18 protein-coding genes are annotated in these 25,740 nt (G+C 37.2%); 6 read left to right on the top strand and 12 right to left on the bottom strand.

The window, feature by feature from the left end:
- Positions 1-364 precede the first annotated feature (364 nt).
- The 3 genes from U859_RS0113480 to U859_RS0113490 all read left to right on the top strand — a co-directional run bounded on the left by U859_RS0113480 (position 365) and on the right by U859_RS0113490 (position 2,244).
- Positions 365-1,045, top strand: coding sequence for a DNA alkylation repair protein (locus tag U859_RS0113480; protein ID WP_025143886.1), 681 nt, complete (start codon positions 365-367; stop codon positions 1,043-1,045).
- Positions 1,046-1,165: 120 nt separating this feature from the next.
- Complete coding sequence (locus U859_RS0113485) at positions 1,166-1,888, top strand: pirin family protein (RefSeq protein WP_025143887.1); 723 nt, start codon at positions 1,166-1,168, stop codon at positions 1,886-1,888.
- Between the two features lie 59 nt (positions 1,889-1,947).
- Positions 1,948-2,244, top strand: coding sequence for a hypothetical protein (locus U859_RS0113490; protein WP_025143888.1), 297 nt, complete (start codon positions 1,948-1,950; stop codon positions 2,242-2,244).
- A 344-nt stretch (positions 2,245-2,588) separates the two neighbouring features.
- Here U859_RS0113490 and U859_RS0113495 read toward each other — a convergent pair whose 3' ends face one another.
- The 5 genes from U859_RS0113495 to tgt all read right to left on the bottom strand — a co-directional run bounded on the left by U859_RS0113495 (position 2,589) and on the right by tgt (position 10,995).
- On the bottom strand, positions 2,589-2,870 hold the full coding sequence (locus U859_RS0113495; protein WP_025143889.1) for a lipopolysaccharide assembly protein LapA domain-containing protein: 282 nt from the start codon (positions 2,868-2,870) through the stop codon (positions 2,589-2,591).
- Between the two features lie 4 nt (positions 2,871-2,874).
- The gene (locus U859_RS0113500; protein ID WP_025143890.1) at positions 2,875-5,679 is read right to left on the bottom strand and encodes a hypothetical protein; all 2,805 of its coding nucleotides are present in this window, start codon (positions 5,677-5,679) and stop codon (positions 2,875-2,877) included.
- Positions 5,680-7,878: 2,199 nt separating this feature from the next.
- Complete coding sequence (locus tag U859_RS0113505; RefSeq protein WP_025143891.1) at positions 7,879-8,757, bottom strand: DMT family transporter; 879 nt, start codon at positions 8,755-8,757, stop codon at positions 7,879-7,881.
- 2 nt (positions 8,758-8,759) lie between these two features.
- Positions 8,760-9,863, bottom strand: coding sequence for an LptF/LptG family permease (locus U859_RS0113510; protein ID WP_025143892.1), 1,104 nt, complete (start codon positions 9,861-9,863; stop codon positions 8,760-8,762).
- A gap of 1 nt (position 9,864) precedes the next feature.
- Entirely contained in the window at positions 9,865-10,995 is a 1,131-nt protein-coding gene (gene tgt, locus U859_RS0113515) for a tRNA guanosine(34) transglycosylase Tgt (RefSeq protein WP_025143893.1), read from the bottom strand.
- A 43-nt stretch (positions 10,996-11,038) separates the two neighbouring features.
- Here tgt and U859_RS0113520 point away from each other — a divergent pair, with 43 nt between their 5' ends.
- Entirely contained in the window at positions 11,039-12,256 is a 1,218-nt protein-coding gene (locus U859_RS0113520) for a glycosyltransferase (RefSeq protein ID WP_316931571.1), read from the top strand.
- Positions 12,257-12,282: 26 nt separating this feature from the next.
- Positions 12,283-12,918 (top strand): 16S rRNA (guanine(527)-N(7))-methyltransferase RsmG, encoded by a 636-nt coding sequence (rsmG, locus tag U859_RS0113525; RefSeq protein ID WP_025143895.1) that lies wholly within the window; start codon positions 12,283-12,285, stop codon positions 12,916-12,918.
- On the opposite strand, the gene U859_RS0113530 is transcribed toward rsmG, so the two are convergent.
- The 5 genes from U859_RS0113530 to U859_RS0113550 all read right to left on the bottom strand — a co-directional run bounded on the left by U859_RS0113530 (position 12,919) and on the right by U859_RS0113550 (position 22,645).
- Positions 12,919-14,316, bottom strand: a complete 1,398-nt coding sequence (locus tag U859_RS0113530) for a M56 family metallopeptidase (protein WP_162799931.1) — start codon at positions 14,314-14,316, stop codon at positions 12,919-12,921.
- A gap of 413 nt (positions 14,317-14,729) precedes the next feature.
- A complete protein-coding gene (locus U859_RS0113535) occupies positions 14,730-15,101 on the bottom strand; it encodes a BlaI/MecI/CopY family transcriptional regulator (protein WP_025143897.1) in 372 nt (123 codons plus the stop codon).
- A 178-nt stretch (positions 15,102-15,279) separates the two neighbouring features.
- A complete protein-coding gene (locus tag U859_RS0113540; RefSeq protein ID WP_029985753.1) occupies positions 15,280-16,257 on the bottom strand; it encodes a M28 family peptidase in 978 nt (325 codons plus the stop codon).
- A gap of 322 nt (positions 16,258-16,579) precedes the next feature.
- Positions 16,580-20,119 (bottom strand): chromosome segregation protein SMC, encoded by a 3,540-nt coding sequence (gene smc / locus U859_RS0113545; protein WP_025143899.1) that lies wholly within the window; start codon positions 20,117-20,119, stop codon positions 16,580-16,582.
- A gap of 222 nt (positions 20,120-20,341) precedes the next feature.
- Positions 20,342-22,645 carry an ATP-dependent helicase gene (locus U859_RS0113550; RefSeq protein ID WP_025143900.1) on the bottom strand — a complete coding sequence of 768 codons (2,304 nt, stop codon included), beginning with the start codon at positions 22,643-22,645 and terminating at the stop codon, positions 20,342-20,344.
- A 363-nt stretch (positions 22,646-23,008) separates the two neighbouring features.
- Here U859_RS0113550 and U859_RS0113560 point away from each other — a divergent pair, with 363 nt between their 5' ends.
- Positions 23,009-23,332, top strand: coding sequence for a DUF493 family protein (locus tag U859_RS0113560; RefSeq protein ID WP_025143901.1), 324 nt, complete (start codon positions 23,009-23,011; stop codon positions 23,330-23,332).
- Positions 23,333-23,648: 316 nt separating this feature from the next.
- On the opposite strand, the gene U859_RS0113565 is transcribed toward U859_RS0113560, so the two are convergent.
- Together U859_RS0113565 and U859_RS0113570 are read right to left on the bottom strand one after the other, a co-directional pair.
- A complete protein-coding gene (locus tag U859_RS0113565; protein ID WP_025143902.1) occupies positions 23,649-25,154 on the bottom strand; it encodes a PH domain-containing protein in 1,506 nt (501 codons plus the stop codon).
- On the bottom strand, positions 25,154-25,702 hold the full coding sequence (locus U859_RS0113570; RefSeq protein WP_025143903.1) for a PH domain-containing protein: 549 nt from the start codon (positions 25,700-25,702) through the stop codon (positions 25,154-25,156). Before U859_RS0113570 ends, U859_RS0113565 begins: the two co-directional genes overlap by 1 nt.
- Between the last annotated feature and the right edge of the window lie 38 nt (positions 25,703-25,740).

A 25,740-nucleotide genomic window follows, 5' to 3' on the forward strand; every position in this document is an offset into this window, starting at 1 on the left:
CTGATTTAAGTTATATACCTGTCGATTAATGTTGAAAGGGGCTTCGATGCCATTTAAAAGTACCTCCGAAGACCAATTTGCTGTTCCGAAGTACAAAAATGTACTTCGGAAGTAGAAAGAATAGGCTCGGAGGTACAAAAAGGTACTTCGGAAGTAGAAAGAATAGGCTCGGAGGTACAAAAAGGTACTTCGGAAGTAGAAAGAATGGGCTCGGAGGTACAAAAAGGTACTTCGGAAGTAGAAAGAATAAGCGCTGAGGTATTAAAAGGTACCTCGAAAGCAGAAAAAATAGGTTTCGTTCAATAAACAGGATCATTTGAGATAAATCCGTAGTGAAGCGGAGCAAAAAAACTAAATTCGAATCATGAACGACATTGAATTTATCCTTTCCGAACTGCAATCCATCAGTGAACCCGATTACCTAAAGAAAATGGCTTATTTTGGGATCGATATTTCAAAAGCTTTTGGTATTCGTGTGCCCAATATCCGTAAGCTGGGGAAACAGATCGGTAAAAATCAGGAGCTATCTTTACTGCTCTGGGAAACCGGATTTCACGAAGCCCGTCTTTTAGCCACATTCATCGGCGATTATAAACAAGTAACAGAAATGCAAATAAACGCGTGGACGAAAGATTTTATTTCATGGTATATATGTGATCAGGCTTGCGGAAATCTTTTCGTTAAAACGCCTTATTTTAAGTCAAAGATTTTTGAATTTGCAGCGGCTGAAGCTGAATTTATAAAACGTACCGGTTTTGTGTTGATGGCCGAGGCTGCCGTTCACCTTAAAAAAGAACCAGATATAACTTTTCTGGGTTTTCTTCCGGTAATTGAAAGAGAAGCTTATGATAACCGCAATTTTGTTAAAAAGGCAATCAACTGGGCGTTGAGGCAAATCGGCAAGCGTAATGCTTTCCTGCATCGGCAGGCCCTCCAAACTGCAAATAATATTTTGGCCCAAAACAATAAAAAAGCAAATTGGATAGCTTTAGATGCGCTGAGAGAATTAAACAGCGATGCGGTACTAGCAAAAGTTAATTCTTAGTCAAATCAAACACTTACCGCTCTACGCCTTCCGCTTAACGCTCTCTCACTTCTTACCCTACATCAATGCACAGTGAGCCTTACTGTATTAACTTTGTATCATAAATAAGAAAGGAAATTTATGTCACAGTTCATTTTGCACAAAGAAAACACCCGCGGTCATGCTAATCATGGCTGGTTAAATGCACATCACTCATTCAGTTTTGCAAACTATTACAATCCTGAAAGGATGCACTTCGGGGTTTTGAGGGTTTTAAATGATGACTTGATTGATGGTGGAATGGGCTTTGGTAGCCATCCACATGATAACATGGAAATTATTACCATTCCATTGGCCGGTGCAATTGCACACAAAGATAGTATGGGGAATTCGGCAGTAATTAAAAATGGAGAAATCCAGGTAATGAGTGCCGGAACAGGAGTTAGCCACAGCGAGTTTAACGCAAATGCAGGCGAGCAATTGAATTTATTGCAGATCTGGTTGTTCCCGAACAAGAAAAATGTTACGCCACGTTATGATCAACAGACTTTAGATGTTGCTGCCCGTCACAATAACTTTCAACAGATCTTATCGCCAAATGCAGATGATGCCGGCGTTTGGATCCATCAGGATGCCTGGTTTTCGTTAGGCAATTTTGATGAAGGTTTTGAAACCGAGTACAAAATCAAAAAAGCTGGTAATGGTGTGTATGCATTCGTAATTAGTGGAGAAGTAACCATTAACGGACAAGTGCTTAGTAAAAGAGATGGATTAGGGGTGTGGGATACCGATAGCATCAGTTTTAAAGCCAATACTGCAGGAGCAGAAGTTTTATTAATGGATATTCCAATGGAATTGAACTAAAATAATTTAACCAAACCCCGAAGGTTTTAGAACCTCGGGGTTTTATTTATTTAAAGAATATGCAAACTACCATACTTTATATCGGCAGGGATACTGAAATAACCGTTGTAATGAACCGCCTGTTAAATGCCAGACCAGAATGGAAAGGGATCTGTGTATGCACGGATGATGAAGCCATTGAGATTTGCCAAACACATGAAATAGATTTGGTATTGCTGGGAAACGGCATTGATGCAATATGTGAAAAAGCATTAAGAGCAAAACTGACCGGGCTTAAACCAAACTTGAAAATTATCCAGCACTATGGCGGGGGAAGTGGGCTCCTTTATGGCGAAATAATGTCGGCACTAAATTAAGTAAAGAAATATTTTTTGCACTTTGCTATTACTCCCTCAAATAGCAGCAGTTGCCAATCCACCTAAACGGGATTGCAGCGATATCCTTTTAAAATTAACACTTGCTTCCGTTTTGCATGTCATGCTGAGGTACGAAGCATCCGTGACAAATGAAACAGATGCTTCGTGCCTCAGCATGACAGGAGTATTTTAAAAGATTTAGCGGAAAGCCCGGCTAACAATTGACCGGAGTGCAGGTTTTGCTTTTCAAAATATTTTTATTGAACCTTACTAAAGTTAGCCGTACGCAAAGGCTGTGCTTCAAAAAAAAAACTTGATGGTCTGTGAGACACAGACCAAGGGATCTAACTAATGTAATCTCTATCCTCGTCGCTTAAGGTATTTTTCTTTTCTACCGTAGGTTGATTCCTTTCGATCTCATCATCGTAACTGCTTATTGTTTTCCGCGGACGGCCTACCACGAAGCCGATGATAAAACCAATGATGATGCAGATGCCGATAACCAAAAGTTTAGATACCGGAACCGTGGCTACCAGAAAATCAAAATCTACAGGTTCGGTATTTACCATCAAAAATATGGTCAGCAATGCGGTCAAAATAATAATCGAAATTGTTTTTGCGCTCATGGTTTTAAAAGCTATAATTAAATGAAAACTCTAATATCGGATTTTGATTGTAAATCTGGTTGACAAAAACCAATCTCGCCCCTAAATCTACAACAGGTTGATAGCGCAAAAGGTTTACGCTCGTGTTCAATTCTACGCCATAAGTTTTTGGATCGTTAAAGGTTGTGCCCTTGCCAATGTTCTCATAGTGACAAAATAAACCTGCCCTAAAATTCCTCACATAAGCCAGCGGACCCAACTCCCAATCAGGGAAAGCAAATGGAAAACGGTAATTAAAAAGTAAGTTGTTCTGCAGTTTGCTTTTTGCCAAGATATTGTTGTATCCATACACGGTTGCAATTTCGGTGGCATACTGGTTTACCCCACTTGCTTTTTGGTAATTGAAACTCGCCAGGAAGGAATGGTTTTTAGCAAGCCCCGGGAAATATAGAAAACTTTCGAGCGCTAAAATTTCGCCCCCTAAATTTTTGTCGAAGGGTTGGTGATCGTAACTTACCCTGAACACCTGTGCCCACTTTGGTGCAATGTCTCTTTCGGTAGTACGCACGCTGTGGTTGAAAGTGAAATTGTACTCCATGGGGAATTTTAGTTCGCGGATAAAATTGGTTGGCATGTTTTCGGGCATGTACCTTTGCGTAAAACTCGTTGCCGCATTTAGCGTAAAAGCATAGTTCTCATTACGGGCATTGAACGATAACGGAAGCGATGCATTAAGCTTGATATAGTTCTCCCGCCAGTCGCCTTGCTGTACCACATTTTTAGCCCTGTAGAACGTTCTTTTTGGGCGGTTGCGGTATAACACACTAAATACCGGATAGAGCGCCTTATAGCTGATGTCTGCGGTGTACTCGAAACGTTTTAAATCGCGATGGTATTTTGCGCCCGAGTAAAAGTCCATCGTGTTAAGCAGGTTGTTTGATTGCAACTCCAAACCAAAAACATATTCATTATCAATTACCGGAATGATGCTGTGAATGCTGAAAAGATTTAAGGCCTGATGGTAGCGTTTAGATTGGTAAGTGCTATCCGGTATTTTGTCGAAAACATTCCCAACGTTTTCCTGCTTTTCTGCTGCGGCTGAAAAATCAACAAAGTTATTTTCGCCAACAGGTTTTTCGGTGATGCTGGTTTCGGCAATTTCGTAACCGTTGATTTTATAATCATTAAAAATGATTTTCCCTTCACTGGTTTCAGTAGGGTTAAAGGCACCATATTTAGATGCGCTAAGTGCTGTGATTTTTTTCGAACCGGGATCAACCCCGTAAATATTATCGATGCCATTAAAGTGTGCATTGAAGACAATTTTATCGTTAATAAAAACCGGGCGACTGAGTTGTTGTCTGCTGTTTGAAATCAATGCAGATTTTTTTTCTCCGTCAATCAACCATAAACTTTTTCCTTTTTCCGTTACGCCAATATAAGCAATCTTATTTCCGGTTTTATCGAAGGCTGGTGTTTGCAGGATTTCGTTTTCCGGATTTGGATAGGTCTTTAAAATTTTTCCTGAAGCGGCATCTAGCTCTACCAGGTTGAACTGATTGTTGAGTTCAACTTTGGCTGCAATAATTTTCTTTCCATCCTCAGAAAGGCTAGGGGAGAAGAGCCTGCTTTTGCTACTTAATTTATTGAATTGTTTTGTCTTTAAATTGTAAGAGCAGATTACGCTATAACTCTGCTGTTTGTATCTCGGATCGTAACGGATTTCATCCCAAACAAGCAGGTCGTTTTTTAAGCTGAACCAGGGCTGTTCCTGATAACCGATTCCGAATAATTTTTGCTCTGATTTATCTTTGTTAATGATAACAAAATAACGGGCATCAGTCTTGCTTTCTTTGAGTGCTAAAATCTGGTTTTTATTGATTCTGACTGGTAAGAAATAATTGGTAGCTAAGGATGATTTTTTATTTAAACTTTCATAGTTTTCTGAAGCAGATTTTTCTTCCTGTATCTTCCATTTTTCGGCAAGCTTATTTTGGGTGGCTAGAAAATATTGTCGCGTATTTTCTCCGGTATATTTTTTTAAGCTTTTCGAAAAGGGGTAAGGCCTCACTGGTCTTTTTCTAATGTCGCTAAGTAAACTGTCGGAAATGAACTGACCATATTTTTCCTTCATGTCGGCAACCATCAAATACCCGGTTTGGTAGTAACCTGGAGTCACGTCTTTGTTTGATCCAAAATAGGCTTTGCTGTAGGTGAATTTTTTGCCTTCTAAAATTGAAGCCCGGTAAGGCATGGTCCAATTCGGCTGCCGACCGCGACCCGAGTAGGTCAGCGCAGTTTCATTAACTACTGCATCACCTTCGAAAAACCAGGTAGGTATGCCTGCCCCAAAGTAGGCAAAGTAAACCAGCTCTGGGAATGGGTGTGCTTGTGTTCCTGTCAGTTTGTCAAACTGTGCAACGTGCCTAAGTTCGTGCACGGCGAGGTTGTTCAGCCAATCCTGACTGTCGAAAAATTGGGGTGGTGTGGCATAGAATTCCGACTTCTTCGGCCCCAGCTGAACAAAGCCGTTTGCTACCGTTCCGCGGTTCTGTAAGAGGAGTGGGATAGAAGTTTTTTGTTGCCTTAAACCCAACCCAATTTTGGTGTAGATGAAGGGTAGGGTATTGGCCATTCTTTGGGCCTCTTTCTCCAGTTCTTCAGGATAGATGATTTTAAAGCCTCCTGATGAAATGTAGTTCCATTTTACACTAAGTGGGTTTTGTGCAGTGCTGAAAATTTGACCAAAAACAGATGGTGAAATAAAACTTAAAGTAATTGCACTTAAGTACTTGATAATTAGTTTTTTGTTTGATTTATTTAAATTCATCTAAAATCTTTGCTAAAATATTTAGTTTTTTAAATTTTATAGGTATTCTTAAAAGTGAATTTTTAATTTATATTAAATAACTTAAATTACTGATTTTTAAATATTAATGTAATTTATATAAATTCATTAATTGTTCGTTTTATTATAATTTTTAACCTGATTTTACGTCTGGTTTAAGCAATTGCTTATATTTTTTATTGACTCAGCTTTATTGATTTAATTTACACTTATTAATCGATTTTCTCTGAAAATTTTTGCGGCTTTTTAAATTTTAGCATGAATTTTGGAATGAGGTCTCAGTCCTGAAAATCGAACTTGAAGCGTATGGATTTTGGCATCGTTCTCTATGAATTGTATGAGTTGGAAATTACCTGGAATATTTGATTGCATCGTGAAAAATCCCTGCTGCAAAATGGATTTAATCGCAGTCTGAAATTTGATTTTTAAAGCCCTTAACGTTGTAAATTTATACTGCCGAATTTTTAAATTGATGCAGATTCAAAATTCTGTTTTATTGGGGTGATGATATTTTTATGACAAAATGTCTTTAATTTTTATCGCTTAATTCAGACTGGTTTTTTCATCATAAGGCCTGGATTTAATTTTCACAATTTGTGATTTCCTAATCCAGATGGTTTCTGATGTTATTGTTTAGTGTTTAAAAACTCAGTTTTTATGGGTTAAACCAGGGTTTTAGCATTAAAATTCTCCTCTGAATTTTACTTCAGGTGACCATATTTGTATGTTTTTTTAATGTTTTTAGGGCTTAAATCTCCAGTTTTATGACTGGATAATGCGATTTCCTTGCGATATTATAGGGTAAACAGCTTTTAGACATCTTTTTTTGAAAAATTTATTTTTAGGTTAAAATGGCTTCTATTGTGATTTAAAGGCGGTTTTTATTTGGTTTTGCTATTGTTTTCTTAAACAAGCGAATTGGTCAAATTTTAATGCTTTTTAAGCTGTTTAGCCTAAACTTGAGTGAATAATGAGGTCTGTTTTTCTACGTATTTACTAATTATCATGTCTACATAACCTCATTCTTTTTAGTCTGAAATGGGAAGTTTTCTATGGTACTCATAAGCTGATTGAATGCGTTAACATTCGAGTATTGCTTTAATCATGTGTGTTTATTTTACGAAATTTTATAATGTTAATCCTTTTTTTCGGAAAGTGTAAGCTGGGTTTTTGGCTGGATTTTATTCCGATTTTATATTGGTATAATTAGTTATTTTTGAAGCCGTTTTCATGAAATTTTAATCTTAATTAATTAGGCTTTTTAATAGTAGTTATTTTGGATTTTCGTCTAATTTTTTTTAGCATTTTTTATGCTGTTCTATCACTCTTTTTTTGTGCTGTTTTTAATCTTTAACAGATGTTTTTTTTGATATGCTTTTTAGCTTGAATTATTTGTTGTTTTGGCTAATTTATTATGTCAAGAATTGTTAGGATTTACTCTTGTTTGTCTGTCGGTCTTGATACTGCTTTAGGGTTTTGAATTATGTTATATCAGAGGTGTGGGCATGTCCTCTTGTTTTAATTTTTTATGATAAGTAAAATGCAGTTTAATGTTTTTGATTAGGATGCTTATTTAGCTTTTGGAGGTACCTCAATTTTCTGTAGATGCCTCAAGTTTATTGGCAGTAAATTCCAATCTGCATAGGTAAATTAGTGAGAAAATAATTAATTTATTTTAGCTTATATTTAATGCTTTTGGCTTCGCTTAATGTGGTAGTGGTGTGGAGACGTGAGTTTAGGTAATACAGTAAATTCGTATTAGGTGTTGTGTGATATTGTCATTTCAATCGTGATGCGACGAAATAGGGAAATCTATCAAAATGGACTCCTCTCTCCAGAAAATTTGTGATTGCAATTTGTCACGATGACGACCCATTTTGATGGGGACTGTAAGTGGTAGTGGAGTAAAGATTAGTTGAGGTTACAAATGCTTAATGAAGTGAAATTAATATAAGTAGATCTCTCTCCCGAATATTCGGGACTGCGCTACAGTCGAGATGACGCTGTTTATTTTATTAGTTATTCTGTGTAGTAGATCTCTCCACTTCGTGTTGCTCCGGTCGAGATGATGACCGTTCTAGTCGAAAGATTTCTATTTCTCTACGCTTCATGAAATCATTATTTGATCGATATGAAAGCTATTTCATTATGCTAAAATATTGCGATGTATGGACTTACTTTCTACAGCTTATTCTTCCTCTTTTTATAGATCGGATATAAAAATATCGAACCTAAAATGATTGTCGCGCCGATATAAAAACCACCAGTCATCTGTTCTTTATTTCGAAAGAAAACAAAGGCTAATAAGATTCCATATACAGGTTCTAAGTTTGTAATAAGTGCTACCCTGAATGCCGATAATGTACGCATAACTGAAACACCTGCAACGTAAGCAACCGATGTACAGAGCGTACCCAGAAGCGCTAAATAGAACCAGTTTTTTGCACTCAGATTAAAGTGTGTGTGTAGCAAAGTTCCATCATATAAGCGGTATATGGTGATCCAGAAAAGCGCACCAACCAGCTCGTAAAAACCAATAATCGAAGGCTCACTTTTTTGCACCAGCGTTGAATTGATGGTAGAGAAAAGACTTGATGCCACTGCTGCCAACAATCCAAAAATGATCCCCAAAGTATATTGACCTTCGAATTTAAAGATCATATATATGCCTAAAATAATCAATAAACCAATCAGTATATCGCCCATTTGGATCGGTTGTTTTTTAATCAACGGCTCTAAAATCGCGGTGAATAAAGTGAAAGAAGAAAGGCATACCAAGGTAACTGAAACTGTTGAAACCTTGATGGCATGAAAGAAAAATATCCAATGAATGGCGACAATTCCGCCGGTTAAAAAGAATTGCAAAAACTGTTTTCTTGTAACCCTGATATTCTTTTTTGTGATGAGGAACCAGGCGAAAAGAGTTGTCGATGCAATCAATACCCGGTACCAAACCATGGGCACGGCATCGATCGAAATTACTTTTCCAAGCACGCCTGTAAAGCCCCAAACAAATACAGTAAGATGAAGAATGAGTAGATTCTTTTTGGTAGCTTCCATTGCTATTTTGGTGCTTTCCTCAACAGGTAAAAGCCTAGCAGCCCAAAGAAGAGCGTAGGCATAATAACAGCTGCAAACGGAGGTAATCCACCTTTGGTAGAGAACATCTGTGTAAACTGATTAAACACGATATAAGCGAAGCTAATAAAGATTCCGATGCCTAATGATACGCCGACACCTCCACGAACTTTACGTGATGACAATGCCACACCGATAAGCGTTAATACGAAGGCCGAAAGTGGGTGCAGGTAGCGTTTATATTTTTCAAATTGAAGATCGTTCATTACACCTGTTCCACGGATTTTTTCTTTTCTGATTTTCTCCGTTAATTCTTTTGTGGTTAAATTTTGTACTATATTATCGTAGGCGGAAAAATCATCCGGACGCATATCCAGGATGGTATCTTTTAGTTTTCCATTGCCGTAAATCATCGTTTCTTTAAGGCCATCAATCTTACGGATCGAGTAATTGGTTAGTTGCCATTTACGCTTAAGCGAATCCCATTTAATATTCTCGGCAACGATTTTTTTAGTCAAAATATCACCGTTAAAATTGTCAAGAGAAAAGCGATAGCCCGAATTCGTTTTATTGTCAAAGTTATCAATGTAGATGTAAGTTTTGTCATCCAGTTTCATGTGGATATTCGACTTTGTGGAAGGGTCGTTACGTTTTACGTAGGTATTTTCGAAACTATTTTTTAGGGTATTGGTATAAGGAAGGATATATAAATTAGATACCAGGTTAGCGGAGAAAATGATCGTAGCAGATACCAGGTAAGGAAATAAAAAGCGGTTAAAACTTACACCGCCACTTAAAATCGGAACAATTTCCGTTTGATCGGCCATCTTCGCCGTAAAGAAAATTACCGCGATGAAGTTAATCAATGGCGAAAGCATATTTACATAAAAAGGGATAGAGCCAGCGTAATATTTAGAGAGAATCCCCCAAAAACTCAGTCCGCTTTTCATAAAATCATCCATCTTTTCAGATAGATCGAACACCACAATAATGATTACGAAAATGGCGAGGGTATATATAAATGTACCCAGGTATTTACCGATAATGTACTGATCGATGATTTTTATCCTTCCTTTTAACAGACTCATTTTATAGCTTATTGCCTAATATTTTAACCATTTTGTTTTTCCACTCGTAAAATTCACCAGCAATAATCTTTTCTCTGGCCTGTTTTACTAACCAAAGATAGAAATGTAGATTATGTAAGGTAGCAATTTGTGCGCCAAGCATCTCTTTACTGTGTACCAAATGCCTTAAATAAGCTTTACTGGTTACCTGATCAGCGTGTAGATCGCTCTCTGCATCTAATGGAGAAAAATCGTTCTCCCATTTCTTGTTTCTGATGTTGATGATCCCGTTTCTGGTAAAAAGCATGCCATTCCGTGCATTTCTTGTAGGCATTACACAATCAAACATATCAACACCTAATGCAATATTTTCTAATATATTGATCGGTGTACCTACACCCATTAAATAACGTGGTTTTTCGACTGGTAATATATCGCATACCACTTCTGTCATCGCATACATTTCTTCTGCAGGTTCACCAACCGATAAACCGCCTATGGCATTGCCTTCGCGGCCCATGCTGGCAATAAATTCTGCAGATTTAATACGTAAATCTTTATACACCGAACCCTGAACAATAGGGAATAATGTTTGGTCGAAACCATATTTAGGCTCTGTCGTATCAAAACGTTCACAGCAGCGTTTTAACCAACGGTGTGTCATTTTTATCGATTGCGCCGCATAAGTATAGTCGCAAGGGTAAGGGGTGCACTCATCAAAAGCCATAATGATATCGGCACCGATAGTGCGCTGGATATCCATTGCGTATTCAGGAGTGAAAAGGTGTTTTGAGCCATCAATGTGTGAGTGGAAAGTAACGCCTTCTTCCTTAATTTTACGAACTTTACTTAAAGAATATACCTGGTAACCACCGCTATCGGTTAAAATTGGACGATCCCAACCAATAAATTTATGTAATCCACCTGCTTGTTCCAGGGTTTCTAAACCTGGTCTTAAATAAAGGTGGTAAGTATTACCCAGAATGATTTTTGCGTCGATATCATCTTTAAGCTCGCGCTGATGTACGGCTTTTACCGTTCCGGCAGTGCCCACAGGCATAAAAATAGGGGTTTGTATTTCGCCATGGGCTGTTGTTACCGTCCCGGCCCTGGCTTTTGAAAGTGGATCGTTAGCCTGTAAACTAAATTTCATAATGTGTTTTTTCTCGTCAAAAATCTGCCAAAAATAGCAAAAATTGAGGGCATTATTTTGTTTAATTTTTTATCCACATAAAAGTGTTTTACAGATTAAAAATGAGAAATTTGCGCCTATTTATTTTACCATCGTGATATTAACCCCGCTTGAAATTATCCTGCTCTCGATATTGGCTTTTTGCCTTTTGGTTCAGCTCTATTATGTCCTTTTTGTTCATTTAAAACTGGCCAGGGTTGGGATTGAAGAGGTACCCTTATCGGCGCGTAAACCGATAAGTGTGATTGTATGTGCCCGGAATGAAATTGTAAATCTAGAGCAATATCTTCCTTCATTATTTAGTCAAAACTACCCTGAATTTGAGGTAGTGGTGGTTAATGATCGCTCCTGGGATGGTACAGAGGAGTTTTTAGAGCAACAAGAGAAAAAATATTCCAATCTCAAAGTTGTAAAGATTTTAGATAATGATAAGTTTATTGCAGGCAAAAAATTCGCAGTAACCATGGGCATAAAGGCTGCCAAATACGATTGGTTGGTTTTTACCGATGCCGATTGTACACCTGCTTCTGAGCAATGGCTGATGGACATGCAACAGCCGGCTGATGAAAATACTGAAATTGTATTGGGTTATTCTCCTTATATGAAAAAAAGAAGCCTTTTAAATGCGCTCATCCGGTTTGAAACCTTTTTTACTGCGGTAAATTACCTTTCTTTCGCTTTAAAAGGCATGCCGTACATGGGTGTTGGACGTAATATGGCTTACAAAAAATCGCTTTTTTTTAAAAATAAAGGCTTCGCAGCGCACATGCATATCCCATCTGGTGACGATGATTTATTTGTAAATGCACATGCAACTAAATACAATACCGAAATTCGTTTACATCGTGACAGTCATGTTTGGAGCGAACCCAATAAGACCTGGAGGGGTTATCTAAGACAGAAAAAGCGCCATTTTGGTGCTGGTAAACTGTATAAATCAAAGCATAAATTTATTTTGAGCCTTCAGATCGTGTTTCAGTTTTTGTTTTATGCTTTTTTTGCTGCATGTATGTTTTTTAGTCGTGAGGCACAATATGTAGCCTTGGGGATTCTCGTATTAAGCATCATTATTAGGTGTTTTATCTATCCAAAATTGCTGAAACGATTAAACTATGGCGATTTGCGTTGGTGGTTCCCGATTTTAGATATACTTTTGTTTGTATTTTTAACGCTGAACGGATTTTTAGCCCTATTTGGTAAGAAAAAAGTAAACTGGAAATAATTCAATAATCCTTTAGAAATTACAATATGCTTGATGTAAAACCCGATATCATTTTAAAATATTTTCCTGATTTAAGTGAAAAGCAGATTGCCCAATTTTCGCAACTGTTCGAATTATATAGCTTTTGGAATGCACAGATCAATGTAATTTCTAGAAAAGATATTGAAGAATTATATGAACGCCATGTATTGCACTCGTTAGGAATAGCAAAGGTTTGTACGTTTAAAGCCGGCGAATCGGTTTTAGATGTAGGTACCGGTGGCGGTTTTCCAGGTATTCCACTCGCAATTTTATTCCCTGAAACGCAATTCTATCTGGTAGATTCTATTGGAAAAAAAATCAAAGTGGTAAAAGAAGTGGCTTCGGCACTTGGACTGGATAATTTAAAAGCCGATCATTTGAGGGCAGAACAGGTTAAAGAAAAATTTAATTTTGTGGTGTCTAGGGCGGTTACCCGTTTAGGCGAATTTTATCCATGGATACAGGGAAAATTTAAAAAAGATTCATTAAATGCCATTCCAAATGGGATTTTATATCTAAAAGGTGGCGATTTGGCTGATGAGATTAAGGAATCAAAACTGAAAGCAGAATTATATCCGCTTTCAGCTTATTTTGAGGAAGATTTCTTTGAGACCAAGTATGTTGTTTACGTGCCGCAGTAATTATTTTATTCTTATATAGCCATTTTTACCTCCAATTAACTTTCCTCCTTTTCTAAAAAGGAAGGTGTAAGAGTAATTTCCATTAGGAACGTCTTTGGCATTCCAGTTATTCTGGTAATCTGAAGTTTTAAATATAGCTTTATTAAATGATGAGTTTAAAACGGTAAGTTCTGCTGTTGCACCTTCGGGGATTTCAACCATTAACTTTTCGTTTTTACTTCTATCCAGGTTATCCTGATGTATTGTTTCTACCGCTATTGGCCTATTTTGTTGTCCTGCCTTTGCTGAATTGTTTTCTTTTATATTAATTTCCTTTATATCACTATCAGATTTGGCACCCATCGCCTTTTCATAAGATTTAAGGGTTGCTTCTTTTAAGGTTCGGTCGGCCTGCAATGTGGTGCCGGTTTCAGGGAATTTGTTTTTAGTGTTAGTTGGGAGTGCTTGAGCTGTTTTGGTTCCCAATGAGGCTTTGTAAGCTTTATTGTTTACTTTTTGGAATTTCTTCTGCCTGGTTGTATCTTCTCTAATCGGAGGTGGTGGTGGCAAAACTACAATTTTTTGAGACGAATTACTAAGTAACTTTACTTTAGGTGGAGTAGCTATAATTTCAGGGTTTGAACTGAAGATCTCTATAGCACCAAGAGCCCCTTTTTTACCATATTTTGTTTCTGCGGTTGTTTCATTTAACCTAATCATATATTCTATATTTTTTACGCCTCCATTAGTACCTGCTTTTAATTCTTTACCATTTAACAATATTAACTTTCTTGTATATGTAGTTAATTTTTTCGTTTTGGGATCGGTGCGCAAGGCTAAATATAATTCATTAGGATTAGGGACATGTATACCATCGTTGGTGTCGAATGGTTTTTTAACAGTATCCTGTTTTACAGATTGCTTACTTAATGAAGAGCCAAGTTCTACAAATCCGTAATCTTTCGTAAATGCCATCGTAGAAATGCATAATATCCCTGCAGTTATTGGCAATACAAATAGCAGTTTGAGCCTTGCCCAACGTGCTGATCTTTTTTGATTAAGCATACTAATTCGTTTTTTTAAAATTGATGAACTAAATATTTGGTTAGTGAGGATTAAATTTTGGATACCTGTTGAGTTTTGGATAAGAAACATCGCATAATGGTACTTTTCTACATCATACCTAGTTGTCTCTTCATCAGCTAAATACTCGTGGATCAGCTTGATGTCTTTCTTCAAGAGATAAGAAATGGGGTTAAACCAATTGATAATCTGAATCATTTCGAATAAAAGCACATCCAAACTATGTTTTTGTTTAATATGAACTAGTTCGTGCTTCAAAATGGTGCTCTTCTCTGGTAATTGGGGATCAATGAAAAGCATGTTAAAAAATGAGAAAGCAATTTTAGAATCCTTCAAATCGATCATTTTTACTCCATTTTCGAGTACAACTGATGGCAGTTTAAGCATTTTGATAATTTTAGATAAACTGAAAACCATTTTAAACAGGAAAGCAACGGTAACTAAAATGTAAATTGCTATGATAGCATTGTTAATGTTTAAAATACTAGGCTGATAATTATCTGGAGGCAAATTACCTGTAGCCACAACCTGATTAATTACAATGGTTGGTTCTATTGTAATCTGCGCGGTGAATGGCTCCTTTAAAAACCCCAATTGAAAAAATGGAAGCAAGAAAGCCAGTATCGAACTGAAAATCAGGTAGTATCTGTTTAATTCGTAAAAAGTTTCCCTGTGGAGAAATAATCTATAAAATCCATAAAACAGGACAAGGTATAGATTTGCTTCGAGTAAATAATATAGCCAGCTCATCATCTGTCTTTTTTAAGTTTTTCTGCCAATTGAATAATTTCGTTTAGCTCTTCGGTACTCATACTTTTTTCTTTAACCAGAAAGGAAACCAGGCTCTCATAAGAGTTTTCAAAGTAATTGTTCATTACCTTGTCGAAGGCAAAACGTTTATAATCAGTTTCTTTGATGATAGGGAAGTAGATGTGCGTATTGCCAATGGCTTTATGATCAACAAAACCTTTTCCCTCCAAAACCCTGATTACGGTAGAAACTGTATTGTAAGCGGGTTTGGGTTCATTCATTTTTTCAATAACGTCTTTTACCAGGGCTTCGCCCATTTCCCAAAGGATTAACATTACCTGTTCCTCTGCTTTTGTGAGTTCTTTTATCATAGCAACTATTTTTGTAGTTCGGATATATGAAGTTACTACTATAAAAGTAGTTTACAAACTATTTTTATAGTTTTATTTTTAATTAACTGATAATCAGTATTATAATTTTTGTTTTTAAAAATAGAATGCATAAAAAAACCTGCCAGATAGAGCAGGTTTCTATTTATTTTATAATTTTTTAGAATCTTTCTGATTTTCTTGGATTGTCCATCATCCTCATTTTATCTTTTAATAACAGCTGTAAGCCTGTTTGTTTATCGATGTTTTTAACCACATCTAATACGGCACTTGCGGCGTTACTGAAAAATGGTTTGGTAATGGTCGAATATTCGTCGGTGGCTTTGTGATAATCTTTGTGGTCTTCAACACCAAAGTATAAAAAGGGGATATTTTTAGCATTAAATGCACCCTGATCGCTTTGGTTGGTCCAATCGTCATGGCCTTGCTTTGGGTCGTCATGACCGAAAAGTACTTTGATATTGGTTTTTGTAGTATCTACGTATTTTTTTAAATCAGGATATTTGAATGTTCCGCATACATATAACTCACCTTTATCACTGTGGCTGATCATATCCATATTGAGGTCGATTGCAATGGTATTGATGTTCACAGGTGGATTGCCCACAAATGCTTTTGCACCTTGTAAACCCATTTCCTCTGCATCAAAAGAGGCGAAAATAATGGTGTTATTTGGCTTGTTCTTCGCAAAGTATGCCGCAATTTTCAACAAACCTGCCGTTCCTGATGCATTATCGTCGGCACCATTAAAAACTTCATCTTTTACCACGCCTAAATGGTCGTAATGCGCTGATACCACAATAACATTGGTGCTTTTACCTGGAATGTATCCAATAATGTTGGTTCCGTTAACTTTTGCACCATTTCTACCATTAAAAGTGAATTCCTGTGCATAGTTTACATGTTGTGGGTAAGATTTCAAGCCTAGTTTTTGAAAACGTTCAATAATATAAGCCCTGGCCATTTCTGCTCCTTTTGTGCCTGTTTTCCGGCCCTGATAAGCGTCTGATGATAGTACTTCTACATCTTTTAATAATTGGGTATCTAATTTGCCGGAATCGGTAGCGCCAGTTTGATTTTTTACTGATGAACAGCAGCTTAGCATCATGGCCAAGGGTAGGATATATAGAATTTTCATGATTTTATTTGATGATCGTCATGCCTCGCAATGACGTATTGTTTAAATTTTCCTAAAGATATTAATTATTGGGATATAGAAATGAAAACGCCGTTTAGTTTACTGTATTGCGTTTCTAAATCTTATGGAAATGGAATTTTTTTTTATTTGCAGCAACCCTGAATATACTTTCATGCTGAGGCACGAAGCATCTGTTTCATAGGTTGTAGGTGCTTCGTACCTCAGCATGACAAAAAATATAAAAATTATCGATTGACTTAAACGATAGATTTGTTTGCTTTAGACCTATAAGGTATCAAAAACCTTATAGGTCTGTAAGTACTTACGCTGCTACTTCCCTTAAATCGACTGCTACCACCCTCGAAACGCCTTGTTCTACCATAGTTACACCATAAATAATATCGGTACTGGCAATGGTACGTTTATTATGCGATACAATGATAAACTGTGATTGATCGGAGAATTTGCGGATAATATTATTGAATTTATCGATGTTGGTATCATCCAATGGGGCATCAACCTCGTCGAAAATACAGAAAGGTGCAGGTTTTAGCAGGTAAAGTGAAAATAATAGGGCTGTAGCTGTTAACGTTTTTTCTCCACCAGATAATTGATTGATGGATAAAGGTCTTTTACCTTTCGGACGGGCCACAATGTCGATATCAGCTTCTAAAGGATTATTGATATCTGATAAAATAAGGTCACAGCTATCTTCTTCGTTAAATAAAGAGCGGAAAACCACGATAAAATGTTCCCGCGCCTGTGTAAAGGCCTGCATAAATTTATCTTTTGCGGTATCGTCTATTTCTTTAATGGTTTGTAAAAGATCAGTTTTGGCAGCATTAAGGTCTTTTTTCTGGTTTTGAATAAAAGTATAACGCTCTTCCATTTCTTTAAAAGCCTCCATAGCCATAGAGTTGATGGCCCCGAATTCATCCAACTGACGCTTCATTTTTTCTACTTTCTGACGCAGTTCGAATTCGCTTTCCAGCGCTTCAATTTCAGTCTCAGTTTCTAAGAGATCATTAATATCAATATTAAATTCGACAGCTAAACGCTCTTTTAAGGCATTTAAATCGATTTTTAAAGCATTCTTTTTATCCTTGATTTCGGTTAACAGAAAATCTGTTTCTTCGCGATTTTTACGGATATTGGTCAGGTCGTTCTCCACTTCGGTGATACTTCCTTTACTCGTAAAATAAGCTTGTTCGGCTTCCGCAAGGCCTTTTTCCATTTCTTCACGTTGTTGATACATCTCTAAAAGGGTATCATCGTTAAGATCAGTATGTTGTAAGGTTGCGGTAATTTGAGTTAATGCCTCTTGTAATTCCTTATCGTTTTGGGCAATGCGTTTGTTCAGCGCTTCTTCCTGTACGAAACGGTAATCTAAATCTTTTTCTAAGCCCGATAATTTATTCTGTTGCTGGTGGAAACGGATATTGTCCTGATTATATTTACCCGCGCTTTCATTTACCTGGTCGGCAATTTCCTGATAGTTAAGCTGTTGCTCTTGTAAATTAACGTGTGCTTCCTGCTGGTTTTTTTGCAATTGAACCAAAGCAGGTAATTTTTCCGATAAAGCCTTTTCAATCGATACGATCTTTTGGGCGATATCGGTTTTGCGGTTTTCGCTGGTGGTAATAAACTCCTGGTATTGATCGCGGCGGGTCTGTACAGAAATGTGTTCGTTGTTTAAACGGTTCATTTCCTGTTGTAAAGCGTTAATCTGATTAAGTTTTGAAGCCTCTTTTAAGTTAAATATATTATCTGTTTCTGCTTTTATGGCTGCATTATACTGATTGATCAGTGATTCTGAAGCTTTAATTTCTTTGGCCAGATTTTCTAAATTCTTGGCACGACCAATCCTTTTACCTTCAAACAATCCTACAGAACCGCCTGCCAGGGTAAATTTGGTTTGGGCATATTTTCCATTTTTGGCCAAAATGGTTAAACTATCTGTTGGTGTTTCTTTAAAAAGATTTTCCTGCTCGGCTATAGCGATATACACATTTTGTAAAAGCAGGTTGCAGAGGTGCTGGTATTTTTTGTCGACTTCAATAACCGATAATGCGGAAATGAGGCCTTCATGTGTGCCAATAACAGGGTTTTTATCGGGAACATTCTCTAAAATAAAGAAATTCGCCCTTCCACGGCTCGCGTCTGTTAAAAGATTAATGGCCTGAACGGCATCGGCATATTTCTCTACTACGTAATGGTTCATTACCGGTTCAAGGTAATTTTCTATGGCAATACGGTAATCCTCATTACAGAATAAAATATCAGAAAGGAGTAAAGCGCTTTTGGCAAAGGCATTGTTTTTCTTTAAAAAACGGATTGATTCCGGAAAACCTTCTAGGCTATCAACAAGCGATTTAGTCAGGTTATACTCGTTCTGTTTGGCATCTTTTTTACGGTTTTCGGCCGTTAATTTTTCCTTGTTCGAACTTAAGTTGCTTTCTGAAGCCGCTAATTTTTCCTTTAAAACCTCTTCAGCTTCCGTCAGGTTTTTAATATTGGCCTGTTTTTCCCTTACCTGTATATCCAACTCGGCCAAAGCATGGTCAAATGCTTTTAATTCTAAGGTTTTGGTTTCGGTATCATCAACATTTCTATTACTTTCCTGTACCAGCGCATCTTTCTGGATATTTAGGATATCGATTTCCTTTTGCGATTGATATACGGTGTTCTGCAGCTCATTAACCGATTTGATCAGGTTATCAATTCTGTTTTTTTCGGTTTGCTGTTGTTCACGAAGGGTATCGAGTGTAGATTTTAAGCTCTTTAAATCAGATTCCAGGCGGTTAAAAACCTCTGTTTCTGTTACCACTTCCTCATTTAAACGTTTAATGTTATATTTAATGTGGTTAACCTGATTTTTATCTTTTTCAAGTTCGCCAGATAAACGTGTTTCTTTTTCCTGTAAAAAACGCATCTGTTCGTTTTTTACTTTTTTCTCGCTTTCGTAAGCCCGAATTTTAGAAACAAACTCGTTCGTAGCCTTTTGTTGTATCGAAAGATTTTTCTCCTGACTGATGCTGCCCAGTTTTAGCTTTTGCAGTTCGGCTTCGCCAGTATCTATTTTAGTATTTAGTTCCGTCCGGTTTACCTGCTGGTTTTGCTCCAGGATTTCTAAAGCATTTAAGTCGGTACGAAAGAAAGCAATACGGTGAGTAGCTAATTGAACGCTCAATTCGCGGTACTGCTCTTTTAATTTGTAATAACGTTCGGCCTTACGGGCCTGATTTTCTAAAGTTTTAAGGTTTTTTTCGATTTCAAAAAGTAAATCTTCAACCCGTTCTAAATCGGTTTCTGTATCTTTTAACTTGTTGAAAGTCTGTTTTTTACGTAATTTGTATTTCGAAATTCCAGAGGCTTCCTCAAATAAGGAACGGCGGCTATGTTCTTTATTGGTAATGATCTCATCAACCATTTTCAGCTCGATGATCGAATAACTATCTGAGCCGATTCCAGTATCCAAAAACAGGTCGGTAATGTCTTTTAACCTGCACTGAACATCATTTAAACGATATTCACTATCACCGTTTCTATAAAGTTTACGGGTTACGGTAACCTGCGAGTATGCGGTAGGAAGAATGTTTTTGGTATTATCAAAGCTTAATGAAACCTCGGCAAGCTGTGCCTGTTTACGGTTTTTTGTCCCATTGAAAATGATGTTTTCCATCTTTTCAGAACGTAAGGCTTTGGTGCTCTGCTCACCCAAAACCCAGCGCATGGCATCAATTACATTAGATTTTCCGCAACCATTAGGTCCAACAATAGCCGTAACACCCTCATTAAAATTGATGGTCACTTTATCGCCAAAGCTCTTAAAACCTTTAATTTCTAACCTGGTAAGTTGCATGGTTTGTTTTCGGAAGAACCGACCTCAATATTAAGTATAATTTTGTGTTTTTTCAAGTGGTTTTAACCGCAAAGGTTGCAGAGAGAAAGAGCAAAGGACGCAAAGTTGAAAGGATAGATCCTTTCAACATCCATATAACATTTTCGATAATTAACCACGAAGGCACAAAAACACAAAGTATATTACATTTCTTCGTGACTTGGTGCCTTTGTGGTAAAAAACTTATTTAACAATCATCAGTTTCGCAAACTTAAGCAGTAACTGTTTGTTGCCTAAGCCCTGGAAGAATACAGTTGCCTTAACATCTGGTAATGTTCCTTCTAAGCTGATGATTTTTCCGAAACCGAATTTTTCGTGTTCTACTTCCATACCGCCTTGAAATTCATGGGGCTGCGATGGAGTGAAGCCTGGTGTCGGGATGTGTGCTTTAGCTAATAACGTAGTGGTTTTTGGTCGCGCTGGTGGGGCAGAGGCAGTTGCGCCAGCCGCTGGTTTTGGTTTGCTGAAGAAATCGCGTGGCTGCGAAGTCCATGTTTTGCGCTCATCATCAAAATTACCATCAAAAGAATTCGATTTAGCAGGTTTTACATCCAGCTCTAAAAACTTAGGGTTAATTTCATTAATGAAACGGCTTGGTTCGCAATTGGTTAGCGTTCCCCAGCGGTAACGAGAGGTTGCATAAGTAATGGTTAATTTTATTTCTGCACGCGTAATGGCCACATAAAATAATCGACGTTCCTCTTCCAGGTCAGAGCGGGAGTTAACCGACATTTGAGAAGGGAAAAGGTTCTCTTCCAAACCTACAATAAACACGTTTTTAAACTCCAAACCTTTGGCAGAGTGGATCGTCATTAACGAAACGGTATCCTTGTTTTTATCGCCATCCTTATCGTCATTGGTTAACAGGGCAACATCCTGCATAAAAATATCAAGCCCTTTTTCTTCTATATCTTCGCGTTCGGCAAATTCTTTTATACCATTTAATAACTCCTGGATATTCTCGTAACGCGCACGTCCTTCAACGCTGTCATCCGTATAAAGCTCTTTTAAAATACCTGTATGCTGTGCAATGAATAAGGCAGAATCGTAAGCATCAAGTTTTTTAGCTTCAGCCTGAAAACTCTGCACCATCATTGAAAAATCGTTTAGCTGATTGGCCAAACGTCCATCCACATATTCGTGTGCGTTCGAAATTACATCCCACATGGTTTTTCCATTCTGGTCTGCCGCAACAATTATTTTATCAATAGAAGTATCGCCAATGCCACGCTTAGGGTAATTAATAACCCGTTTAATGGCTTCTTCATCTTTCGGGTTAAAGGTTAAACGGAAATAAGCAATTAAATCTTTAATCTCCTTGCGTTGGTAAAAAGAGGTGCCGCCATAAATTTTGTAAGGGATATTCAGTTTGCGCAAACCTTCCTCCATCGCCCTGCTTTGTGCATTGGTACGGTAAAGAATGGCAAAATCGTGGTAAGTATATCCTTTTAAACTGCGTTCCTGGATAATCGATTCGGCAACCAGTTTACCTTCTTCGTTGTCGGTAAAAGCACGCGCAACCTTAATCCTGTCACCCTCAACATTTTCAGAAAATACATTTTTTTCCAATTGGTTTTTGTTGTTGGCAATAATACTGCTTGCAGCATCAACAATATTTTGGGTAGAACGATAATTCTGTTCTAATTTATAAACCTTTAAATCAGGATAATCGCGTTCGAAATTTAAAATGTTCTGGATATTTGCTCCACGGAAAGCATAAATACTTTGTGCATCGTCACCCACTACACAGATGTTTTGATAAGCAGCTGCCAGTTTTTTTACAATGGTATATTGTGAAAAGTTGGTATCCTGGTACTCATCTACCATCAGGTATCTAAATTTCTGCTGATATTTATTTAAAACTTCCGGATGTTCTTTTAACAGGATATTGGTTTTAAACAACAAATCGTCAAAATCCATTGCGCCAGCCCTGAAACAACGTTTGGCATATTGTTCATAAATTTGCCCAATAAGTGGTCGTTTATTTTGGATGTCTTCTGCCTGGATCTGGTCATTGGATTGATATTCACCCCAGGAGATCAAATTGTTTTTTGCAGATGAAATTCTACCAAAAACGAAATTTACTGCATAAAGTTTATCATCTAGCTGCATTTCTTTTAAAATGGCACGCAGTACACTTTTGCTATCGTCGGTATCGTAAATGGTAAAATTGTTCGGATAACCGATTTTTTCGGCCTCAACACGCAAAATTTTCGCAAAAACGGAGTGGAAAGTACCCATCCAGATGTTTTTTGCCTCTGCGCCAACCACTTTACTAATACGCTCGCGCATATCCTTACTCGCTTTGTTGGTAAAGGTTAAAACCAGAATGTTAAACGGATCGGTACCGGTTTGAATCAGGTGGGCTACACGAAATGTAATTACCCTGGTTTTGCCCGAACCTGCACCCGCAACAATCATTACCGGTCCTTTTGTGTTCTCTACTGCTGATCTTTGTTGTGGGTTTAATCCTTCTAAATAATTCAAATCGGCTCCTGTTTTTTTGAGGTTCAAAAATAACAATTATTGGGGCTTTTTGCCAAAGTTGTTAGTAATTAGTTAGGTGTTGTGAATTGAATTTTATTTTAAGTGATTTTGAGAAAAGCCACAGCAGTATTTCATTAGATTCGTTAGTCCTTTGCTTTGCTCATACGCCTGCAGGCTTTGCCCACCAGGCCGGTATCCGCTTCGCCATGGTTTATTTTAAATGGGTTTGTGCTACTATTTAGGGTTTAAAACCCATAGCTTTATTCTATCGCTCAGATTGGCAGGTTTTTTAATTAAATAATGTAGTACGCTGTCAGAATTACACCCTAATGATTTGGGTATAGAATTTGATATGCTTTGGTTATGGAAGAGAAAAATATAAATAAAGATATTGAGTTTTCTGATATCCCGGATGGGGCAAATACAGATATTTATGCCAATTTAAAAGAGAAACTAGAAAGTGTTGAGCAGTTTCCAGGTGTTTACAACTTTAAATTTATTATCACCGGCGGACTGGATAAAATACAAGACTTACGTGCCATTTTACCTGATGATGAATTTATTGAGCAAGCTTCAAAAACGGGGAAATATGTTTCGATTACAGTAAAAAAAACAATGCAAAATGCTGATGAGGTGATTGCTGTTTATAAGCAAGTAGGAAACATTAAAGGAATTATGACACTCTAGGTTATACCTCGTGTAAAACAATTTTTGCAAAATTAATTTGTATGGTCTGCTGGATTGGCTTGCAGGCCTTACATTAGAAGCAGGTATCGCTTCGCTAAGGTTGAGCTAAGTTTTATGCTACTATAAGGGGTTTAAAAATCAATATCCTCAAAATAAAAGGTTGGATACTAATGCTAAAAAAATACTGTAGGTTTATATGAACTTATAAGGTAAATATTGGGTCTTGGAGACACGAACCACAGCAGATGGAGGGCACGAGCCACGTAATATGAATAATTTTATCTTCTACCTTCCACCTCGAAACCCTCCACCTTACCTACATCCAATCTTCATTTCCACTCTCTACCTGGTATAACCAATAATTTACCAGCTTTTTAATTTCTGTATAATTCCCATATTTAAAATGGATCTGGCCTGCAGCGGTATGTAAAGAAAGATGGCCTACATCAACACCTTTGTGCCATGGATACTGAAAAGTGGTAATTGCCTGGATTTTATTCGGTTGTACAATTTCATTCGAAATATCCCATATCCCACTTGTTTTAATAATGAAATCCTGATTTACCGAAATGCGGTGCCTTTTGTAACTAATGTAAATCATCAGTACACCAATAACGAAGTATGCAATTGCGATACCGATAAAAGGTTTCACCTCAGGGATATTAAAAGCCAATATCAAAAAGATCGAAACGGGTAAAATCAGTTTAAAGAAAATCGGCAGGTTTAAAAAACGCCAGTCGGGAATAAAGGTTTTTCCCTTTAAGGGTGCCTCACCCAATATCATTTTTAATAATTCATCACGCTCAGTAGGGTTACAACCTGGAATTTCTAAAGTATTTCCCTGCATTTCATGGCCTTTTTTACTTTGGCCAAAATGTGCCTGCCGTAAGCTCATGTTCAGCATATTCATCTTCTTCTGAAAATAATTCTGGCTGTATTTGGTAATCTGCACTTTATTTGGACTAATCAGGGTATTTTTCTTTGCAATTAATCCGGAAGAGAGCAGTAGCGCGTCCTGATGCTGGCTGATTTCGAGCTCAAAGTATTTATAGAACGTTCTTATAAGGTTGATAATCAGTAATACAATTAAAAGGCATGCAATTAAAATGAAAACGGTAACTATGGTTAGCATTCCTGTTACTGTACTCTGAATTTCATCTCTGTTGATTTTAAAAGCATCGAGCAATTGTCTGCCTTCATAAATAACCGTATAAAAAAAAGCAGCAAGTAAAGCTAAACTTTGCCCATAATTAGAGGTTAAGCCAACCTTAAATAAGGTCCAGCCACTTATCCTTAAAAAAGGTGCTTCTTCAGTCATATGGTTTTCATGTACCATTTCTGATTGCACATCAATTGTAGTATTTCGGTTTAGCAGATGCGCTTTAAGGTTGTAGGCAGCGGTTTCATCAATAGCTTTTATGCTTACTTCCTCTCCATGTGCACCAGCAGTATCGATCTTTAAGCCGTAAACACCGATAATTTTCTGCAGAATATTCTGGTTAATGTTAACCTGCTGGATTTTATCGAGTTGAATAATGACCTGGTCGCGATTGAATATGCCTTTGTTTACCACAAATTCCTGCTTTTCTTTATCCAGGAAGAAGGTGAATTTTAAATACCATAAATAGGCAAATACGAAGCTAATTAAAATGATTGCCAGGATGCCCATTATCAGGTAGATAAATGAGGTACCCGACATTTTTACAAATGCTATAATAAATAAGAAAAAACTTGCCTTTACAATTTTAACCAGGGTATGTGCACCCATTATAATAATGCCAAAGGCCGATTCGCGTTGTGGTTTACTAAAATCGTTGTCCATTATGCTTCGGTTTCAGTTGCTGTATTTTCGAGCAGATCTAGTTTCTTCAAAAGCAAATCCCTGATGCTTTTTGCTTCCTCAATTGCAATACCTGATATGTGGATATGCCCGGTTTGGCCCCCAGCGGTAAATAGCTGTAGTGATCCTAATTTGTATATTCTCGAAAAAATACCTTCGTTCAATTCGATATGTTGGATCCTGTTTAAAGGAACAATTGTAGTTGATTCGGCTATAATCCCACTTTTATAGATTACATCGTGTGTACGTACAGCATAACCACGTTTTTTAAAGCTTAATCGGAAAAGCAGAAAGAAGATAACACCCAGGATGAAATAAAGAGGGACAATCCAAACTGCATTTGGTCTTAGTTCATCAACAAATAATAAAAGCGAACCAACACCAATTCCTAACAGCACAAAAAAGATTACCAGGTTAATACAGATTATTTTCCAGTAATGGGGATGTGGCTGCTTTAACAAAATTTCTTCGTACTTCGGAAGATGATCAAGATCAACTGTTTCGTTGGTGAAGGATGTATTGGAGGACATAATTAAAGTTATAAAACGTATTAATCAAATATCTGACT

It is taken from the genome of Pedobacter jeongneungensis (genome assembly GCF_000633455.1).
Classification (GTDB): domain Bacteria; phylum Bacteroidota; class Bacteroidia; order Sphingobacteriales; family Sphingobacteriaceae; genus Pedobacter; species Pedobacter jeongneungensis_A.

Excerpts from the sequence above, each read along its gene's own strand:
- tgt (WP_025143893.1), bottom strand. The coding sequence starts at position 10,995 with ATGAAATTTAGTTTACAGGCTAACGATCCACTTTCAAAAGCCAGGGCC.
- U859_RS0113480 (WP_025143886.1), top strand. The coding sequence starts at position 365 with ATGAACGACATTGAATTTATCCTTTCCGAACTGCAATCCATCAGTGAA.
- U859_RS0113485 (WP_025143887.1), top strand. The coding sequence starts at position 1,166 with ATGTCACAGTTCATTTTGCACAAAGAAAACACCCGCGGTCATGCTAAT.
- U859_RS0113560 (WP_025143901.1), top strand. The coding sequence starts at position 23,009 with ATGGAAGAGAAAAATATAAATAAAGATATTGAGTTTTCTGATATCCCG.
- U859_RS0113570 (WP_025143903.1), bottom strand. The coding sequence starts at position 25,702 with ATGTCCTCCAATACATCCTTCACCAACGAAACAGTTGATCTTGATCAT.
- U859_RS0113495 (WP_025143889.1), bottom strand. The coding sequence starts at position 2,870 with ATGAGCGCAAAAACAATTTCGATTATTATTTTGACCGCATTGCTGACC.
- U859_RS0113505 (WP_025143891.1), bottom strand. The coding sequence starts at position 8,757 with ATGGAAGCTACCAAAAAGAATCTACTCATTCTTCATCTTACTGTATTT.
- U859_RS0113540 (WP_029985753.1), bottom strand. The coding sequence starts at position 16,257 with ATGAAAATTCTATATATCCTACCCTTGGCCATGATGCTAAGCTGCTGT.
- U859_RS0113565 (WP_025143902.1), bottom strand. The coding sequence starts at position 25,154 with ATGGACAACGATTTTAGTAAACCACAACGCGAATCGGCCTTTGGCATT.
- rsmG (WP_025143895.1), top strand. The coding sequence starts at position 12,283 with ATGCTTGATGTAAAACCCGATATCATTTTAAAATATTTTCCTGATTTA.
- smc (WP_025143899.1), bottom strand. The coding sequence starts at position 20,119 with ATGCAACTTACCAGGTTAGAAATTAAAGGTTTTAAGAGCTTTGGCGAT.
- U859_RS0113510 (WP_025143892.1), bottom strand. The coding sequence starts at position 9,863 with ATGAGTCTGTTAAAAGGAAGGATAAAAATCATCGATCAGTACATTATC.
- U859_RS0113490 (WP_025143888.1), top strand. The coding sequence starts at position 1,948 with ATGCAAACTACCATACTTTATATCGGCAGGGATACTGAAATAACCGTT.
- U859_RS0113535 (WP_025143897.1), bottom strand. The coding sequence starts at position 15,101 with ATGATAAAAGAACTCACAAAAGCAGAGGAACAGGTAATGTTAATCCTT.
- U859_RS0113500 (WP_025143890.1), bottom strand. The coding sequence starts at position 5,679 with ATGAATTTAAATAAATCAAACAAAAAACTAATTATCAAGTACTTAAGT.